18 protein-coding genes are annotated in these 16,847 nt (G+C 41.0%); 9 read left to right on the top strand and 9 right to left on the bottom strand.

What is annotated here, in order from left to right; translation table 11 throughout:
- The first annotated feature begins 128 nt into the window (after positions 1-128).
- The 6 genes from Q0R52_RS19140 to Q0R52_RS19115 all read left to right on the top strand — a co-directional run bounded on the left by Q0R52_RS19140 (position 129) and on the right by Q0R52_RS19115 (position 6,287).
- Positions 129-1,634: an ATP-binding cassette domain-containing protein gene (locus tag Q0R52_RS19140; RefSeq protein ID WP_295797109.1), complete on the top strand. Its 1,506-nt coding sequence runs from the start codon at positions 129-131 to the stop codon at positions 1,632-1,634.
- Positions 1,635-1,658: 24 nt separating this feature from the next.
- Positions 1,659-2,777, top strand: a complete 1,119-nt coding sequence (locus Q0R52_RS19135) for a hypothetical protein (RefSeq protein ID WP_295797106.1) — start codon at positions 1,659-1,661, stop codon at positions 2,775-2,777.
- A gap of 88 nt (positions 2,778-2,865) precedes the next feature.
- A complete protein-coding gene (gene mqnC / locus Q0R52_RS19130; RefSeq protein WP_295797104.1) occupies positions 2,866-3,990 on the top strand; it encodes a cyclic dehypoxanthinyl futalosine synthase in 1,125 nt (374 codons plus the stop codon).
- A 177-nt stretch (positions 3,991-4,167) separates the two neighbouring features.
- Entirely contained in the window at positions 4,168-4,728 is a 561-nt protein-coding gene (scpB, locus tag Q0R52_RS19125; protein ID WP_295797101.1) for an SMC-Scp complex subunit ScpB, read from the top strand.
- A 165-nt stretch (positions 4,729-4,893) separates the two neighbouring features.
- Positions 4,894-5,082 carry a hypothetical protein gene (locus Q0R52_RS19120; protein WP_252789510.1) on the top strand — a complete coding sequence of 63 codons (189 nt, stop codon included), beginning with the start codon at positions 4,894-4,896 and terminating at the stop codon, positions 5,080-5,082.
- Between the two features lie 83 nt (positions 5,083-5,165).
- Positions 5,166-6,287 (top strand): GNAT family N-acetyltransferase, encoded by a 1,122-nt coding sequence (locus Q0R52_RS19115; protein WP_295797480.1) that lies wholly within the window; start codon positions 5,166-5,168, stop codon positions 6,285-6,287.
- Positions 6,288-6,520: 233 nt separating this feature from the next.
- Here Q0R52_RS19115 and Q0R52_RS19110 read toward each other — a convergent pair whose 3' ends face one another.
- The 9 genes from Q0R52_RS19110 to mce all read right to left on the bottom strand — a co-directional run bounded on the left by Q0R52_RS19110 (position 6,521) and on the right by mce (position 14,557).
- Positions 6,521-6,862 (bottom strand): helix-turn-helix transcriptional regulator, encoded by a 342-nt coding sequence (locus Q0R52_RS19110; RefSeq protein WP_252789506.1) that lies wholly within the window; start codon positions 6,860-6,862, stop codon positions 6,521-6,523.
- 204 nt (positions 6,863-7,066) lie between these two features.
- On the bottom strand, positions 7,067-7,915 hold the full coding sequence (locus tag Q0R52_RS19105; RefSeq protein WP_295797096.1) for a universal stress protein: 849 nt from the start codon (positions 7,913-7,915) through the stop codon (positions 7,067-7,069).
- Between the two features lie 185 nt (positions 7,916-8,100).
- Complete coding sequence (prmA, locus tag Q0R52_RS19100; protein WP_295797093.1) at positions 8,101-8,937, bottom strand: 50S ribosomal protein L11 methyltransferase; 837 nt, start codon at positions 8,935-8,937, stop codon at positions 8,101-8,103.
- A 117-nt stretch (positions 8,938-9,054) separates the two neighbouring features.
- On the bottom strand, positions 9,055-9,477 hold the full coding sequence (locus Q0R52_RS19095; protein WP_295797089.1) for a hypothetical protein: 423 nt from the start codon (positions 9,475-9,477) through the stop codon (positions 9,055-9,057).
- A gap of 95 nt (positions 9,478-9,572) precedes the next feature.
- Positions 9,573-10,337 carry a triose-phosphate isomerase gene (gene tpiA / locus Q0R52_RS19090; protein ID WP_295797087.1) on the bottom strand — a complete coding sequence of 255 codons (765 nt, stop codon included), beginning with the start codon at positions 10,335-10,337 and terminating at the stop codon, positions 9,573-9,575.
- A 130-nt stretch (positions 10,338-10,467) separates the two neighbouring features.
- Positions 10,468-11,652 (bottom strand): GlmU family protein, encoded by a 1,185-nt coding sequence (locus tag Q0R52_RS19085; protein ID WP_295797085.1) that lies wholly within the window; start codon positions 11,650-11,652, stop codon positions 10,468-10,470.
- 68 nt (positions 11,653-11,720) lie between these two features.
- The gene (locus Q0R52_RS19080) at positions 11,721-11,969 is read right to left on the bottom strand and encodes a type B 50S ribosomal protein L31 (RefSeq protein WP_252789496.1); all 249 of its coding nucleotides are present in this window, start codon (positions 11,967-11,969) and stop codon (positions 11,721-11,723) included.
- 503 nt (positions 11,970-12,472) lie between these two features.
- Positions 12,473-13,852 (bottom strand): right-handed parallel beta-helix repeat-containing protein, encoded by a 1,380-nt coding sequence (locus tag Q0R52_RS19075; RefSeq protein WP_295797083.1) that lies wholly within the window; start codon positions 13,850-13,852, stop codon positions 12,473-12,475.
- 303 nt (positions 13,853-14,155) lie between these two features.
- The gene (gene mce, locus Q0R52_RS19070) at positions 14,156-14,557 is read right to left on the bottom strand and encodes a methylmalonyl-CoA epimerase (protein ID WP_295797081.1); all 402 of its coding nucleotides are present in this window, start codon (positions 14,555-14,557) and stop codon (positions 14,156-14,158) included.
- 105 nt (positions 14,558-14,662) lie between these two features.
- Between mce and Q0R52_RS19065 the strand changes: the two genes are divergently transcribed.
- The 3 genes from Q0R52_RS19065 to Q0R52_RS19055 all read left to right on the top strand — a co-directional run bounded on the left by Q0R52_RS19065 (position 14,663) and on the right by Q0R52_RS19055 (position 16,783).
- Positions 14,663-15,874, top strand: coding sequence for an IscS subfamily cysteine desulfurase (locus tag Q0R52_RS19065; protein WP_295797079.1), 1,212 nt, complete (start codon positions 14,663-14,665; stop codon positions 15,872-15,874).
- 83 nt (positions 15,875-15,957) lie between these two features.
- The gene (gene iscU / locus Q0R52_RS19060; RefSeq protein WP_073401315.1) at positions 15,958-16,371 is read left to right on the top strand and encodes a Fe-S cluster assembly scaffold IscU; all 414 of its coding nucleotides are present in this window, start codon (positions 15,958-15,960) and stop codon (positions 16,369-16,371) included.
- 85 nt (positions 16,372-16,456) lie between these two features.
- Positions 16,457-16,783, top strand: coding sequence for an iron-sulfur cluster assembly accessory protein (locus tag Q0R52_RS19055; RefSeq protein ID WP_252789489.1), 327 nt, complete (start codon positions 16,457-16,459; stop codon positions 16,781-16,783).
- The last annotated feature ends 64 nt before the right edge of the window (positions 16,784-16,847 follow it).

Genomic DNA, 16,847 nt, shown 5'->3' with positions numbered 1-16,847 from the left:
TTAGCATTTGTCTAAATCAATAACGCCTGGTTAGCAATAACCGGGCGTTATTGTTTACAAACGTTTTTATTATTAAAGTACCGCCATAAATTAAAACGGTTAATTATTTTTACCGGCAAAGTGCGATCATGCATCTACCATTAATATCCATTAATAATATTACAGTTAGGTATTTAAACAATACGCTGTTTACCCATCTTAGTTTTTTAGTTAACAAAGGCGAGAGTTGGGCCCTGGTAGGAAAAAGCGGCTCAGGTAAAAGCGCGTTGCTGCATACTTTGGCGGGCAGATTTAATATTACCGGCGGCAATATCGACTATAATTTTTTTGAAGATTTCACTAGCGATGAAGGTAATAATGGCATCAATTTTACATGGCATAAACTGATAGCCTTGGTTGAGCCGCGGCACCATTTCAAAAACTTATCCAACACCGCAGATTTTTATTACCAACAACGCTATAACTCGTCCGACTCGGAAGATGCACTTACCGTTGAACAATACCTGGGAACAATAGTTCCGGCACTACCGCACAATAACTATTGGACCTTTGAAAAAACCACTACCCTATTAAGTCTTGGTGAGTTGCTTAGCAAACAGATCATCAAACTTTCAAACGGCGAAACCAAGCGCCTGATGCTGGCTGCGGCACTGCTTAAGAACCCTGTTTTATTGCTGCTTGACAGCCCGCTAACCGGCCTGGATGTTAATACCCGGAATAAATTCAATTCAATTATTGATGAAATTATCGGATCGGGCATTTCAATAATAATGGCCACGTCGCCATATGAAATACCCAATGCCATAACGAATGTGGCTATTTTGGAAGATGGCGCTGTTACCGAAACTTTTTCCAGGGCAGAATTTAAAGCAGAATTATTTTTAGACCAAACTCCGGACAAGGTTGACAACGAAGAACTTAAAGCCCTATTGAATACCGGCAATGCAAAAATCCAATATCAGCACATTGTAAAAATGAACGATGTGTTTATTAAGTATGGCGATAAGGTAATTTTAAACAAAATAAACTGGCAGATTACTCCCGGCGATAGATGGGCCCTGCTTGGGCCGAACGGCGCCGGCAAGTCAACCTTGCTTAGTTTAATAAATGCCGATAACCCCCAGGCATATGCCAACGATATTATACTATTTGATAAAAAACGCGGTACCGGCGAAAGCATCTGGGATATAAAAAGTAAAATCGGTTTTGTATCGCCCGAGTTGCACCAGTACTTCCCTACCGATAACAGTTGCCTGCAGGTGATTGAATCGGGATATTATGACACACTGGGGCTTTTCCGTCCATCGCAAAAAACAAAGACTGATACGGCACTACGCTGGATGAAAGCCCTGGAAATAGATAAATATGCCCGCGTGCTTCTGAAAAATATCCCGGCCAGCGCACAGCGCCTGTGCCTGCTGGCCCGCGCACTGATAAAAAACCCTGAACTGCTAATTTTTGACGAACCTTGCCAGGGACTTGACGACCATCAGCAACATCATTTTAAAACTTTGGTTGATACTATTTGCAGGCTAAGCAATGTTACGCTGATTTATGTGACACATTACCAACATGAAATACCGGATAGTGTGACGAAGGTGTTGAGGTTGGATAAGGGAATGGTAAAAAGCTAAATTTTAACGTCTAATTATAATATTTTGAAAAAACAATTTCAAGAATTCGACCAAGCTTTTAAGTATTATGGTGGACTATACAAAAATATTGAAAAAGCAAATATGCTTAACGATGTAATTGATGTCGGTAATGGATTAATTTCATCAATTAGGTCGCGTGACAATCGTCTTCCGGATGCGTATGTTAATTTGGTTGATGAATGGACATTAAATGCGAGAACGACCAAATTTAATGGGAAATACTTTATTGGAATCAATGCCGCCGCAATTGTACTTCTGAAAGTACTATTTTTCCGAATGCTTTCGAATCCTAAAATCTTAATAAGCTACGGTGATATACTGAAAGAAGTTGAATCACCTAAAATACATAATGCACAAATAACCTGTATTGAACATTTGTATTTGCAGATAGACGATCTTAATCCATTGCATTTTCCTGTTCCCAAAGATCCAGCCCGTAAGTCAATAGCAGAATTTTTAAGCTACACAGCTATTAAATATTTGATTTTACATGAATATGGCCATATAGTAATGGGGCACCTAGAATACAAAAACGAAGTCACAAATAGCTTTTCTTTTAATGAAGTTTTCTGCATAACTGATAGTAAAAATCAGTTAAACCCCTTAATATCCCAAACTTTAGAGATGGACGCTGATTCATATGCCACAAACGCTAGTCTCAGTGATTTGCAAATTATAGTGGAAAATATGGGACAACTACCTGACGACGTAAAATTTATTTACAAAAACTTTAAAGAAAGTTTTTCGTTATGGGTCTTCTCAATTTATTCTTTTTTTAGGCTTTTTGGAAATAAAAAAGATTCAGTAGAACAATTAAAAACATCCTTTTATCCCACAACAGGTATGCGTCAAATAAGTATGGTTACTTTGATCGCCAAACTTTATGCTCAGAATGGAAAAAAATACACCGATGAGTTATTCCAAATTGCTTTACAATCGTCGGCTCAAGTAGAAAAATCTTTTGCCGAGATATCTGAACAAGGAATTGGACTTGAATCTATTGAATTTGCTGTTCGTCCAGAAGCCAAAGAACACTTTGGTATAGTGTTAAAAAACTGGAATAACGTGAGGCCACACCTTGAACCGTTTGCTAAAGCCAATTTAGCACCAGTCGTCGAGTAATTTCTACGCAAATTGTTAAAACCTTTCATTATTGTGTCAATCTTACTCATTTAAACTCATTAAATCCTCTTACTTCGTATATTTGTGCATGAACACAGCTAACCTGTTGCAGCGCGCTTTGCAGTTTGATTTTTTGAGCCAGGATGAAGGCGTTTTTCTATACAAAAATGCTTCAACTGCCGACTTGATGTACACAGCCAATGAGCTGCGTAAAATTCAGGTACCCCACGGCAAGGTTACCTGGCAGATAGACCGCAACGTTAATACCACCAACGTATGCATAGCCAATTGCAAGTTCTGTAATTTTTTCCGTCGTCCCGGTCACGAGGATAGCTATATAACCGATATTGAAACTTATAAGCAGAAAATAGAAGAAACCTTCCGTTACGGCGGCGACCAGCTTTTATTACAAGGCGGCCACCATCCCGATTTAGGTTTAAAATTTTATGCTGATACTTTTCGCCAGCTGAAGGAACTATACCCCACCCTTAAACTACACTCATTAGGCCCGCCCGAAATTGCGCACGTTGCCAAACTTGAAGGGATGAGCCATATCGATGTACTAAGAGAATTGAAAGCCGCCGGCCTTGATTCGTTACCCGGCGCAGGCGCTGAAATATTAAACGACCGCGTACGCCGACTGATAAGCAAAGGCAAATGCGGTGGTAAGGAATGGCTGGATGTTATGCGTGCAGCCCACCAGCTTAACCTGCCAAGCTCCGCTACTATGATGTTTGGGCATATCGAAACCATTGAGGAGCGTTTTGAACACCTGGTCTGGATACGCGAAGTGCAGTCGGAAAAACCAGAAGGCGCATATGGCTTTGTGGCCTTTATACCGTGGCCGTTCCAGGATGACGGCACCCTGCTACGTAAACTGAGAGGCATTACCAATAATGTGACCGGCGATGAATATATCCGAATGATTGCCCTGAGCCGCATTATGCTGCCAAATATAAAAAACATCCAGGCCTCATGGTTAACTGTTGGCAAACAGGTTGCCCAGCTTTGCCTGCATGCCGGTGCAAACGATTTTGGGTCGATTATGATTGAGGAAAATGTAGTATCTGCCGCCGGTGCGCCGCATCGTTTTACCGCCAGAGGCATACAGGAATCGATAAAGGAAGCAGGCTTTGAACCGCAGCTGCGCACCCAAAAGTACGAATGGCGCGAGATACCGTCAGCAATTGAAGAACAGGTAATTAATTATTAGTCCGAAAGTCGGAAAAGTCTGGAAAGTCCGAAAGACGCTTCATCGCTTTGATAGGTAAGTTAAGCTTTTTAGCTTGTTCCGGCTATTTTTTATCTTTCGGACTTTACCGACTTCCGGACTTCCGGACTTTTCATTACTTTCGGGCTTTACTGACTTTCCGGACTCTCCGGACTACAAATGGACAACATCGAACAATACATTGAAGCTTTAATATTTGCATCGGAACAAAGTATTCGTACCGAAGAAATTCTTTATTGTCTGCAATCGGCCTTCGGCCTGGATTTTAGTGAGGACGAAATAAACACTCATCTGCAAAATATCACCAATAAATATCACGACAGCCGGTTTGCCATTGAGATAGTTAAACTTAACAATGGCTACCAGTTTTTAACAAAAAAGGATTATCACCAGGTCATCAGCCTGCTGCAGGCCCAGCGGTCGAAAAAGAAATTGAGCCAGGCTGCGCTGGAGACCCTTGCAATTATTGCTTACAAACAGCCCGTAACCAAGCCGGATGTTGAACAAATACGCGGCGTAAACTGCGATTACTCGATACAAAAGCTGCTGGAAAAAGAATTAATTACCATTGTTGGTAAATCTGAAGCTTTGGGTAAGCCCATACTGTATGGCACCAGTCTGCTGTTTATGGACTATTTTGGCATAAACGACATCGCCGAACTGCCACAAATGAAAGATTTTGCCAGTAATGGCGTTTCAATAGGCGAACAGTCCGAATAATTTTGTAATTTCCTGAAAAACAATCAGAAAATATTTTTTTTGTAAATGATGTTTTTAATGAAAATGATTTTGATTATTTTTACTAAGAAATAAAAACAGCAACCCGATAACTGCACCTGTGTGCATTTATTTAATGAAAACAGTTTTACTATAAAATTCATGGCAATGGGAACTCCAAAAAAACCTGTAACAAAAAAAGTTGAAAACACGGGCGAGGATGAAGATGATGATGATAGCACGCTTGATCAGACACCCAAAAAGAAGGTAGATGACGACGACGATGATTTTGACGGCCCTTTAGACGATTTAGGGTTTGAGAGTTATGGTGATGACGACGACGACGACGATTATTAATCTGTAAATAAGATCTACTTTAAAGCATCCCGGCTATGCCTGTGGATGCTTTTTTTATGACCAACAATTTCCCGGCAAAATTTATGACGATAACTGAAGTAAAAGACAAAGCAACAAAAAAGGCTTTTTTAGATACAGCAAGAATAATTTACAAAAACGACGTTGTGTGGGTTTGCCCGCTTGATAACGACATAGAAGCCGTGTTTGACCCGGCGAAAAATAACTTTCATAACGACGGTAAATGTACACGATGGATACTTGCCGGCGATGATGGCAAACTTATTGGCCGCATAGCCGCGTTCATCAACAACAAAAAGGCATATAATTATGAGCAGCCCACCGGCGGCATTGGCTTTTTTGAATGTATTAATGACGAAAAAGCCGCGTTTCTACTTTTCAACACTGCAAAAAAGTGGCTGACGGAAAACGGCATGCAGGCAATGGATGGCCCCATAAATTTTGGCGAAAACGATAACTTTTGGGGCCTGCTGGTTGAAGGATTTATTTCGCCGTCATATGGAATGAACTATAATCCACCGTATTATCTGCCCTTTTTCGAACATTACGGCTTTAAAACCTTGTATGCGCAGATAACCAATCACCTTGATATTGTAAAACCCTTCCCCGAGCGATTTTATAAAATAGCTAAATGGGTTACTCAAAAGCCGGGCTATGAATTTAAACACCTGACGGCAGATAAGATAGAAAAATTTGCGACCGACTTTGAGGAAATTTACAACGATGCCTGGAAGGATTTCGAAAATTTTGTGCCTATTACCCAGGCTACCATTGCTGAGAGTTTCAATAAAATGAAACCATTAATGGATGAAAACCTCATATGGTTTGCCTATGTAAACAATGAACCGGTATCGTTTTTAATAGTTTTACCAGATGCTAACCCTATGATAAAGCCGCTAAAAGGTAAACTGGATTTAATTGGCAAGTTAAAGTTTGTATACAAGAAATGGAGAGGCGTTAACCGTATGCGGGCAATTGTGATGGGCACCAAACAAAAATTTCAAAATCATGGCATCGAGTCAGCGTTGTTTATTACGCTGGGCGAATATGTTTTGCCACTAAACCAATATACCGAACTTGAACTATCGTGGGTTGGCGACTTTAACGATAAGATGATAGCGATGCACAATGCAATGGGGGCGGTATTTGGAAAGAAGCACTTAACGATGCGCTACATTTTTAATTGACACTAATTTCACGAATTTATTGGCACTAATCATCACGAATTTTATCGAATTACACGAGTTGGGTTAGTTCGATAGCGGCCATGATTTGCCTTTAAATTTAACAAGCCCTTAATTAAGAATCAGGTTGATTTGGTAAATAACCTGTGAGCCCGCTTTTAACAAATTCGTGAAATTTGAATAAATTCGAACGAATTTGTGCTAATTCAATTCGAGCTCATTCGTGCCGACTATTTTCAGGCAGTTATTTTGTTGTGCCTTAATTCTTCAAATAACTCTATAACCTTTTTTTGCAGATCGATAACTTCCGTTTCGCGGTCCATTAATTTTTTGTTAATGGTTTCCAGCTCATTAATTACTTTCTGATCCTGTTCGGCATCAGTAAAAGTAAGTAATTGCACTACCGACATTTCAAACAAAGCAGCTATCTGCTCAAGCCTTGATAAATTGATATCGGTAATACCCGTTTCAATTTTCGAAAAGGCAGGGATAGAAATATCCAATCTTTTAGCAACATCCTCCTGGCTCCATCCTTTTTGGTGGCGTAATAACCTGATTTTTTTTCCGAGTGTCTTCATTTAATATTAAAGGTTAAAAGATTTCGCGATAGTTAATAAAGTTACAATAATATCTAATATCTATCTAATTATCAACTATTTTGTATAATATTTTATTTGAGGCAGAAGCTGAACTATTACTTTAAAAAATCTAATATATTAATAATTATTATTTATAGCTAATAATTGTTCGTTTCCTTTAAAAAGTATTCAAAATCATATTAGCTATTTTAATAATAATACCGGTACAGCAGAGCTTTCAAGCAGTTGCTGCGATATGCTGGTATGTAATAACGACTGTAAAAAACTATACTTATGCGGAAGCGCTATCACTATTTGGGCGTCGTGCTGGTTGGCAAAATGCAGTATGCCATTAATAATATCCGGGTGGTTAATAAAATAATACTTAGGGTGATATGGCTTCAAGGTATCATAAAGGGCAGTACCTTCTGCAATTTTTTCGGCCTCCCCTTCGGCAGCGCCGGCTTTATTATCAATATTTACTACCAGCGGATTAAATTTTCTCCGGTTTAATACTTTAATTAACGACGCCAGGGGGGCAGCCTCGGTTACTTTATTAAAATCACACGCCACTACCACGCGGTTAATGTCTTCGATGCCATATACCGGCGGCACTACAATTACCGGCACCGGGCAAGCTTTTGCAATTTTAACAACATGGCTGCCTATTTTTGCATCGCTGTTACTACTGTTGCCCTTGCTCCCAAGTATAACGAGGTCGGCATTTTTACTGATTGCATTTTCAACAACAGCCCGCAACAGGTGGGTACGGTTTAGGTGCGTGGTTATCTTAACACCTGGCCTGACCTTTTTCTGAAGCTTTTCTGCATATTTCTCCAGGTTTCGCTGCCGTTCGGCGGCATTTTGTTCAACTTCCTCTTCTCTCACCAACACCATATCGGGGTTAGGCAGGATAGTTTCGTACATCGAAACGTAATAGGCATTCAACAAAATAATGTGCTCAACCTCGGTTTGGTGGCTCAATGCTGCGGCAAATTCGGCAGCATGTTCAGCCGCGGCCGAAAAATCAATAGGGACAAGATAAGTTTTCATTTCACCAAATCAGTGTTGCAAGCTACAATGGAAACATATTACCAAATAAATTAATATCGTTCGGGTTAAAAAACAACATTACTTTATCACCCTAAATATAAGAAAAAATTTAGTTAATATTTACATTGTGTTAATGTGAATATACGCTACGGCCCTATGGCGCAAAGATGCGCAGCTTTGTTTCTTTACTTTACAAACTTGGCCGCAACCCAGTCCTTATCCTTTTTGTGGCTTATATAATTCAGGCCATATTTACGGGCTTCATCAGTAATTATTTCCAGGTCCGGCGTTTCATAAAACCCGCTAAAATAAATCTCTCCGCCCGGTTTCAGCACTTCGCTATAGCGTTCCATCTGGTCAATAAGGATATTGCGGTTAATGTTAGCCAATATGGTATCGAAGGTTGCTGCTGGTATAACTTCTTTCGAGCCACAAAGAGCAGTAATGTTACCGGTATTATTCAAATTGGCGTTTTCGATAGTGCTTTCATAGCAAACCGGGTCATAATCAATAGCGACGATTTCCGCGGCGCCAAGTTTGGCAGCCATTATAGCCAAAATGCCTGTACCGCAACCCATGTCGAGCACTTTTTTACCTGAAAAATCATTCTCAAGCATCAGTTGCAGCATCATTGATGTGGTTTGATGGTGCCCTGTGCCGAAAGCCATTTTAGGATCGATAACAATCTCATATTTAAACTCGGGCCTTGGCTGGTGAAAGGTTGCCCGCACAAAAATCTGGTTACCAATTTCAATCGGCTCAAAATTACTTTCCCATACCTCGTTCCAGTTTTTTTGCGGTATCAGTGTAATATCGTAAGTAAACGTAAACATATCCTGGTAGGCCGTTAGCGTTTCGTCCAGCAACGGCTGGTTAAAATCATCCGCTGGTATGTAGGCTTTAAACCCAAAATCAAGCTCCTCAAAAGTATCAAACCCAATTTCGCCCAAAGCATTTATCAGTAAATCTTGCTGGTAATCCTCGGTAGGTATGGTAGTAAAAAGTAATTCGTAGTAATTCATGCGGTTAGAGATTAGAGACCGGAGGTTAGAGAATAGTTATCGTCGCCCAAACTGCCAGGGCAATCCACAAATATGTTCTCTTCGGACTTTACTGACTTTTTGGACTTTCGGACTCAATTATTCGATCAAATACAATATTATCAAATTTATAAACCAGTAAGCCAGTTGCACTACTGACAGGAAACCGGTGAGTTTAATCAGCCTGCTAATGCCTGCATGAGGGTCCCAGATGACGTAAGCTATCCCGAAGGCAAATAAAACGCATATAAAACAAAGGTCGATGATGACATTTATCTTGTCAGCAGCATTCTTGGTCTTCATGGCACGCCATACGGGAGCTATAACCAATAATTGCGTTAACACAGCAACAATAAACAACAAAGGCATTGTGTACCGGTAAAAAGCCATAAAGCTTTTCAGGTCGCCAAGGCCCATCTCATCAATTTTCAGCTCAAAATAAAGCGAGCTGTACCGTATCCCCACAAAAAAAGCGGAAAAGCCAATAAAAGGCGGCAGAAGGAATCGCAGCAGCTTTTTCATGCTTTCAGCAGTGATTGGAGGTTAGAGACCAGAGATTAGAAAAATGCAGAACATTGCCGCCTAATCTCTAATCTCCAACCTCTAATCTCTGCAACTCAATTAAATACCTTTACAATATCAATAAAATCGCGCGATTTAAGCGATGCACCGCCGATCAAACCGCCATCAATATCTGGCTGGGCAAAAAGCTCTGGGGCATTTTTGGGGTTACAGCTGCCACCGTACAAAATGGTGGTATCATCGGCTACCTGCTGGTTGTATTTTGCGGCAATTTCCTTACGGATAAAGGCGTGTATCTCCTGCGCCTGGTCGGACGAGGCAGTTACACCCGTACCGATGGCCCAAACCGGCTCATAAGCAATTACAAGTTTACCAAATTGGGTTGCATCCAAATGAAAGATACCATCAACCAGCTGGCTTTTAATAATATCAAAATGCTGGTTAGCTTCGCGCTCCTGCAACGTTTCGCCTATACAAAATATCGGGGTAAGATCGTGAGCTAAAGCAGTGTCTGTTTTTTTGGCAAGCAGTTCGTTGCTTTCACCAAAATACTGGCGGCGTTCCGAGTGGCCAAGGATAACGTAACCCGCGCCAACAGATTTAACCATTTTGGCAGAAATTTCACCGGTATAAGCACCAGCTTCGGCCTGGTGGGCATTTTGCGCGCCAACGCCTACATTATGATAACCTTTTGCCAATTGCACCAGGCTATGCAAGTGTATAAACGGACTGCAAACCACAGCATGCTGCTGTCCGGTAGCCTCATCCTTAAACATATTTATAATTTCAGAAAACAGGGCCAAACCTTCGTTATAGTCAAGGTTCATTTTCCAGTTTCCGGCGACAATTTTTTTTCTCATTTTGTGTTAGTTGATTAAGTTAGATTATGTTGATTAAGTTAGATTATGTTGATTGAGTTGATTAGGTTAGAGAAGGATTACCGAATTAAACAACTCACTTAATCAACTCAATCAACCTAATCAACTATAATTAAAACCTCCTGAATTCTTCCGTCAGTTCAAATACTGCCTGTAAAATGTGCTTTTCGTGTTCATCAAACGTACGGTGATCGCGGCGGGCAAAAACACGCTCCGCGGTCTCAAACATTTTTTTGATGGAATACACCTCGTAGCCCTGCGCGCCGCCCCACGAGAAATCAGGTACGAAATTGCGGGGAAACCCAGCGCCGAATACATTGGCGCTTACACCCACCACTGTACCTGTGTTAAACATAGTATTGATGGCGCATTTGGCATGGTCGGCCATTATTAGCCCGCAAAATTGCAGACCAGTTTTGCGGAAACGCTGGGTATTGTAATCCCACAGCTTCACTCCATCGTAATTATTTTTAAGGTTCGAATTATTGGTATCGGCGCCGATGTTGCACCATTCGCCTAAAACAGCATTGCCTAAATAGCCTTCATGACCTTTTGATGAATAACCCCAAATAACAGCGTTATTTATTTCGCCCCCAACCCTGCAATACGGCCCAACCGTGGTTGCGCCATAAATTTTTGAGCCCATTTTAACCTGCGAGTTCCTACAAATAGCAAAAGCACCGCGTATGTGGGTACCTTCCCAAACCTCGGTTTTGGCAGCCAGGTAAATTGGCCCGTTGGTGGTGTTAAAGGTTGAGCAATGGGCAATAGCGCCTTCCTCGGCAAAAAAATCGTCACCTATAATAATATTAGTCGCATCGATAGTTGCGCTGGTGCGGCCTTTGGTAAGCAGCGTATAGTCCTTGCGAAGCTCAATATCGTTTTTGCGGAAAATATCTTCGGGGAACCTGATGATTACCGGGGTGTTGTCTAAGACGGTAACAGATGAAAAATCAGCTTTCGGATCAAAATCCGCGGCATCGGCAACATTTAGCTTTACAGCTAACAACTGGTCGGCATATTTTAATGCTTCACCGTTTTGCAGCTTAGCTATTGCGTCGAGCAAATATTCATCGGGGCAAACGCCGCCAAAAATAAATATGTTCTCCTGCTCTATTTTTAAAGGGAATTTACCCTGCAGCCAGGGCTGGGTATGGTACGAGGCTGTAAGATTTAAATATTTCTCCCACTTCTGCGAAATGGTAAGTATACCGATTCGTAAATCGGCAACCGGCCGGGTAAAAGTTAAAGGCAGAAGTGTTTGGTGTGCGTTATCGTCGAATAAGATAATAGCCATGCTGCAAAAATAAAAAAAGTCCCCCGATGTACCGGGAGACTCGTAAATATTTTATCGAAAAAGCAAAATTACTTTTTGTTGTAACGGGTGCGGAATTTATCAATACGCCCTGCAGTATCAACCAGTTTCATTTTACCGGTGTAGAAAGGGTGCGATGTATGCGAAATTTCTAATTTAATCAACGGGTAATCATTGCCATCTTCCCATTTTATGGTCTCGCGGCTGTCGATGCATGATTTAGTTATAAAAGCGTAGTCGTTTGACATGTCTTTAAAAACAACTAATCTATAGTTTGATGGATGCAGATCTTTTTTCATTGTGTTATAACTTCCTTATAAAAGAGGTGCAAATGTAGTAATAATATTTAAAAGTAGAAATAGGTAATTTATTTTTTGTATCGTATTTATTAATAGTTGGATTGACATTGGTAAATGGTTGGGGCGGTTACGTCGATTGGAAACGAAAGCGTTTGTTAGTTCGAGTTAACTGGTTGTATTGGGTCGGCTGGATTCGGTTGATTTGTGGTCTGGATGAGCGGCCAGTTCGATTAGTTGGGTTGATAATTTATGCAACGTACGAATCTTGATTTATCTGATTAATAATATTCAAAAATAGTTGTTCGCGGTAAGTAATTATGAAAATCGCTTAATCTGTTTAATCCAGGTTCAGAGAATATTGGCGTTCCCGCTGATAGAAGCGGGCCGGGCTATCCGCTCATACTGCACAGGCCTTAAGCTCAGGCCGGTATCCGCTTCTATCCCTAACGCAAAACAAAATTTACCCATAATTTTCCATGAACAATGAACCATCAACTATGAACTTACTTATATTCCGTAGCTCCGATATCAAAACCACTGCCGGATGGGCGTATAGTACGATAATAGTCAAAACTTACCCCATACGATAACACACTTACACCAGCATCGATAAGCGGAGAGGACGGTTGTAAATGAAAGTCACCGCCATTATAATTAATGAATTTGCAGGTGTTGATATCTTTATTGATAAAGTTATTTGAGGCTATGAGCTTAACGCTACCGCTCTTTTTGAACACGGCGGTGCCGGATCCGGGATTTATAATCACATTATTAATAACGGTATTCATCGGGATAGTTTCGGAGTCTAACTTAATGCCATCGGAAGCTGGCGCGACAATGGTATTATTTATAAACTGAAAATTCGGCCCCGGCGTATACCTCGAATCTGCAAAAATGCCGTTATCACCAGAGTTGAGGATATAATTGTTAAACACAAGGTTGTCGCCAAGTCCCAAAACTATTATTCCGTTGCCCGGTGCGTTTTTAATGAGGTTATTATAACATTTCCCGCCGGTGCCTTCGCCTATCTGTATGCCATTGTTCTGGCCGTTTGCAAAAGGTGTTAATCCCGGCGACTTAACGGTATTGCCATAAATCTCACATCCTGAAACGGCGCTGCCAACCTGTATACCTTCGCAACCCGTAGAATCGGTAATGTTATTGTATATCCTGGCGTTTACTACATCATGAGGTAAAACTTTGCCGCAAGCTATCGACATTCCATCTGCATAAAAAGAATTGCCCACATAAAAGCCTTCACCACCGGTTTTATGGACATAATTGTCGTGCAGCAGCACATTTTTCATTGTAAAATGGCCTCGTTGCGTCGCTACATCACATGTAGGGTCCGTTTTTGCCATAATGCCCGCAAATCCACTGTTGCGGACTTCAACATTTTGAATTTCAAAATCAGAGCTGAGATCATCCATCGTCATACCGATGTTGCCACCATCTACAACAAATCCATATTTTATGCCAGATGTACCATTGCCTTGTATCTTAAAGTACTTACAATTTTGTGTTTTAAAGGCGTATCCCGCGGTAAGCATTGCTGTAAAAGTAACCTGGCCACCTCTATTTATAATAATGATCGGTTTGTCGGCCGTGCCTTTCAGATTTTTTAGCAATAAGGCTCCCCTTGCTCCTGCGGGAATACACAAAACAGATCCCGCGGCTATCTTAGTGCCGTCAACCTGCCATTGCGACGGCCGAACCGTATAGGTACAATCAATTGTAGGATCGGTGGGATTTACGGGATTAGTGATTGTGTCGCCGGCCGGCTGTTCGATTTCAACACCAACCGTTTTTTTGGCACACATCGTAAATGATGCTAAGGCCATTATTGCTACTATTCCACGCATCATGTAGTTGCTGTTCATCATTCACAAACTATCCGTTTCAACTGAAATCTGCTTTTAGTCGTGATGCTTTATTTTTCAATTTGCTCAAAACGACTTACAGTCGTTTAATACGTTATTTTGGACGGATTGTTGCCTGAAGATATTGTTTTCTTAACTTTTTGGAAATTTTGCAGATAAGTGGAGTGCTTATATTTTGAGTTAATAGTGCAAACCCCAAGTCATATAGTATTTCGACTTAAATATTTGATTATCAACGATATAATCAAGTGTAAACCCCAAATGTGTAAACCCAACGTAAACCCACTTTCTCAAAAAAGCTACCTATTATTTAACCTCCTGGCACAACTCCACCAGTACCCCATTCGCACTTTTCGGGTGCACAAAACAAACCAGTTTATTATCGGCACCTAACTTCGGTTCGTCATTTAACAGTACAAAACCTTCAGTCTTTAACCTCGCCATTTCGGCCCTTATATCGCTCACATCAAACGCTATATGATGTATCCCCTCCCCTTTTTTAGCAATAAATTTAGCAATCGGGCTGTCGGGGTTGGTGGCTTCCAGTAATTCTATTTTATTGGGCCCATTCATCAAAAAAGCCGTTTTTACTCCTTCAGATAGCACTTCTTCTGTTTTATAAACAGTTGTATTCAGCAGCTTTTGGTATATCTCGCCGGCGGTTTGCAGGTTACTTACGGCAATTCCAATATGCTCTATCTTGTTCATGTCCAAATATTGTAAATTATTGACTGGTTTAAGGTATTTTAGTCCTTATTTTTAATGATTTTAAATAAAAGTTACCTACCTTTGTTTTGTTAATATTTTTGAACTATGAATCTCCCGATCTATTTAGATAATAACGCCACAACGCCGATGGACCCAAGGGTACTTGAGGCCATGCTGCCTTATTTCACTACAAAATTTGGCAATGCCGCAAGCCGTAACCACCCATTTGGCTGGGTAGCCGAAGAAGGTGTTGATTATGCCCGCGAGCAGGTGGCCAAATTAATAGGCGCCAGCGAAAAGGAAATTATTTTCACATCGGGTGCAACGGAGTCAGACAACCTTGCAATTAAAGGTGTGTTTGAGATGTACAAAGAAAAAGGCAACCACATTATAACCACGGTTACAGAACATAAAGCCGTACTTGATGCCTGCAAACATGTTGAAAAACTTGGTGGTAAAGTTACTTACCTGCCGGTTAAAGAAGATGGCATACTTGACCTTGCCCTGCTTGAAGCAGCTATGACACCTGAAACTATCCTGGTATCGGTAATGTATGGCAATAACGAGATCGGCGTTATCCAACCCATAAAAGAAATATCTGCCATTGCACACAAACACGGCGCATTGTTTATGACAGATGCTGTGCAAGCAGTTGGCAAAATCCCTGTGGATGTAAATAAAGACGGTATCGACTTACTGGCTTTATCGGCACACAAAATATACGGCCCTAAGGGCGTTGGTGCATTATACGTGCGCCGCAAAGGCCCAAGGGTTAAAGTTACCGCTCAAATGGACGGTGGCGGCCACGAGCGCGGAATGCGTTCTGGTACATTGAACGTTCCGGGTATTGTTGGTCTCGGTAAAGCTTGTGAGCTTTGCGGACTTGAAATGGAAAGCGAAGCAAAACGCTTATCTGTAATGCGCGACAGGCTGCAGGCTGAATTAACTGTATTAGAAGAAAGCTATGTAAACGGCAATGTTGAACATCGCTTACCACATGTAGCCAATATTTCCTTCAAATATGTTGAAGGCGAAGGCTTAATGATGGCTATGAAAGATTTGGCAGTGTCATCCGGTTCGGCCTGTACATCAGCTTCATTGGAGCCATCATATGTGTTGAAAAGCCTTGGTTTGTCAGACGATTTGGCGCATTCTTCAATCCGTTTTGGCTTGGGCAGGTTTACAACCGATGAGGAAGTTGACTACGCTGTTGAGATAACCAAAAAAGCAGTAACCCACCTTCGTGAACTTTCACCACTTTGGGAAATGTTTAAAGAAGGAATTGACCTTGACTCGATTGAGTGGGCAGAACATTAATATTGATTTCGAGAGTCGGATTGTCGATTTCGGAATTATTTTTGATATAACAACTATTACAACGACTATTAATAAAGATAAAAATGGCTTATTCAGAAAAAGTAATTGACCACTACACCAACCCCCGCAATGTTGGCACTTTGGACAAAAGTAACCACAAGGTAGGTACAGGTTTGGTTGGTGCCCCTGAATGCGGCGACGTTATGCGCCTGCAAATCCAGGTTGATGATAACAATATGATTACTGACGCCAAGTTTAAAACATTCGGCTGCGGTTCGGCTATTGCATCATCATCATTAGCTACAGAATGGCTTAAAGGTAAAAGCATTGACGATGCCATGAAGATTGACAACATGGATATTGTTGAAGAACTGGCTTTGCCACCGGTAAAAATTCACTGCTCGGTATTGGCCGAAGATGCTATTAAAGCAGCAATTAACGATTACCGCGTAAAAAACGGTATGGCGCCAATTGAAAGCGAAAAAGTACATCACTAAGAACAGAGCCAAGACCATAAGAGTCAAGATTCAAGACTAATTTTTCTTGATTCTTGCTTTCTTGATTCTTGAATCTAAACAAAAAATGATAACAATAACTGATAAAGCAAAAAGCAAAATAGATCATCTCATGACTGATTCCGGGCTTGATGCTTCGTATTTCTTGAGGGTATCTGTACAGGGAGGGGGATGTTCGGGCTTATCATACAACCTTGATTTTGATAACGAAATAAAAAAAGGCGACCAGTTTTTTGAAGACCGGGATATACGCATTGCCCTTGATATGAAATCGTTCCTTTACCTGGCCGGCACCGAGCTTGATTTTTCGGACGGACTGAATGGCAAAGGGTTTAATTTCCATAATCCGAATGCAAGCAGGACTTGCGGGTGTGGGGAAAGTTTTTCTGTATAAAACACAAAATATTTTATAATTCAAAAGCCCCGTTTTTCGGGGCTTTTTTTTGTTTTATATTACC

Origin of the sequence: Mucilaginibacter sp. (genome assembly GCF_025359345.1) — a bacterium.
Taxonomy (GTDB): domain Bacteria; phylum Bacteroidota; class Bacteroidia; order Sphingobacteriales; family Sphingobacteriaceae; genus Mucilaginibacter.
This window is presented reverse-complemented; position numbering and strand designations above follow the sequence as displayed.

Coding starts and splice junctions, on each gene's coding strand:
- Q0R52_RS19140 (WP_295797109.1), top strand. CDS start 129: ATGCATCTACCATTAATATCCATTAATAATATTACAGTTAGGTATTTA.
- mqnC (WP_295797104.1), top strand. CDS start 2,866: ATGAACACAGCTAACCTGTTGCAGCGCGCTTTGCAGTTTGATTTTTTG.
- scpB (WP_295797101.1), top strand. CDS start 4,168: ATGGACAACATCGAACAATACATTGAAGCTTTAATATTTGCATCGGAA.
- Q0R52_RS19120 (WP_252789510.1), top strand. CDS start 4,894: ATGGGAACTCCAAAAAAACCTGTAACAAAAAAAGTTGAAAACACGGGC.
- Q0R52_RS19115 (WP_295797480.1), top strand. CDS start 5,166: ATGACGATAACTGAAGTAAAAGACAAAGCAACAAAAAAGGCTTTTTTA.
- Q0R52_RS19110 (WP_252789506.1), bottom strand. CDS start 6,862: ATGAAGACACTCGGAAAAAAAATCAGGTTATTACGCCACCAAAAAGGA.
- Q0R52_RS19105 (WP_295797096.1), bottom strand. CDS start 7,915: ATGAAAACTTATCTTGTCCCTATTGATTTTTCGGCCGCGGCTGAACAT.
- prmA (WP_295797093.1), bottom strand. CDS start 8,937: ATGAATTACTACGAATTACTTTTTACTACCATACCTACCGAGGATTAC.
- Q0R52_RS19095 (WP_295797089.1), bottom strand. CDS start 9,477: ATGAAAAAGCTGCTGCGATTCCTTCTGCCGCCTTTTATTGGCTTTTCC.
- tpiA (WP_295797087.1), bottom strand. CDS start 10,337: ATGAGAAAAAAAATTGTCGCCGGAAACTGGAAAATGAACCTTGACTAT.
- Q0R52_RS19085 (WP_295797085.1), bottom strand. CDS start 11,652: ATGGCTATTATCTTATTCGACGATAACGCACACCAAACACTTCTGCCT.
- Q0R52_RS19080 (WP_252789496.1), bottom strand. CDS start 11,969: ATGAAAAAAGATCTGCATCCATCAAACTATAGATTAGTTGTTTTTAAA.
- Q0R52_RS19075 (WP_295797083.1), bottom strand. CDS start 13,852: ATGATGAACAGCAACTACATGATGCGTGGAATAGTAGCAATAATGGCC.
- mce (WP_295797081.1), bottom strand. CDS start 14,557: ATGAACAAGATAGAGCATATTGGAATTGCCGTAAGTAACCTGCAAACC.
- Q0R52_RS19065 (WP_295797079.1), top strand. CDS start 14,663: ATGAATCTCCCGATCTATTTAGATAATAACGCCACAACGCCGATGGAC.
- iscU (WP_073401315.1), top strand. CDS start 15,958: ATGGCTTATTCAGAAAAAGTAATTGACCACTACACCAACCCCCGCAAT.
- Q0R52_RS19055 (WP_252789489.1), top strand. CDS start 16,457: ATGATAACAATAACTGATAAAGCAAAAAGCAAAATAGATCATCTCATG.